General features: G+C 65.7%; 1 pseudogene. It reads left to right on the forward strand.

The features are described 5' to 3' along the window. Positions 1 to 644: pseudogene (locus DC347_RS21275) on the forward strand (malate synthase A); the annotation flags it as partial.

The raw sequence follows: 644 nt of genomic DNA on the forward strand, positions 1-644 counted from the left end.
CTGCACTTCTTCCACATCGCCAAGCAGCTGGTGCTCAACGGCCAGGGCCCCTACTACTACCTGCCCAAGATGGAGAGCCACCTTGAGGCCAGGCTGTGGAATGACGTCTTCGTGTTCGCCCAGGACTACCTTGGCCTCCACCAGGGCACCATCCGGGCAACGGTCCTGATCGAGACCATCCCGGCAGCCTTCGAGATGGACGAAATCCTCTACGAACTGCGGGACCACGCCTCGGGCCTGAACGCAGGCCGCTGGGACTACCTGTTCAGCATTATCAAGTACTTCCGCGATGCCGGCGAGGAATTCGTCCTCCCGGACCGCGCCTCCGTGGCGATGACCGCCCCGTTCATGCGCGCCTACACCGAACTCCTGGTCAAGACCTGCCACCGGCGCGGCGCCTTCGCCATGGGCGGCATGGCCGCGGTCATCCCCAACCGGCGCCACCCGGAAGTAACCGAAGCCGCGTTCGAGAAGGTGCGGGCGGACAAGACCCGCGAGGCCAACGACGGCTTCGACGGCTCCTGGGTTGCGCACCCGGACCTGGTCTCCACCTGCCGGGAGGTCTTCGACTCCGTGCTGGGCGACAAGCCGAACCAGGTGGACAAGCAGCGCCCGGAGGTATCGGTCACGGCGGAGCAGCTGCT

It is taken from the genome of Pseudarthrobacter sp. AG30 (assembly GCF_003116525.1).
GTDB lineage: Bacteria > Actinomycetota > Actinomycetes > Actinomycetales > Micrococcaceae > Arthrobacter.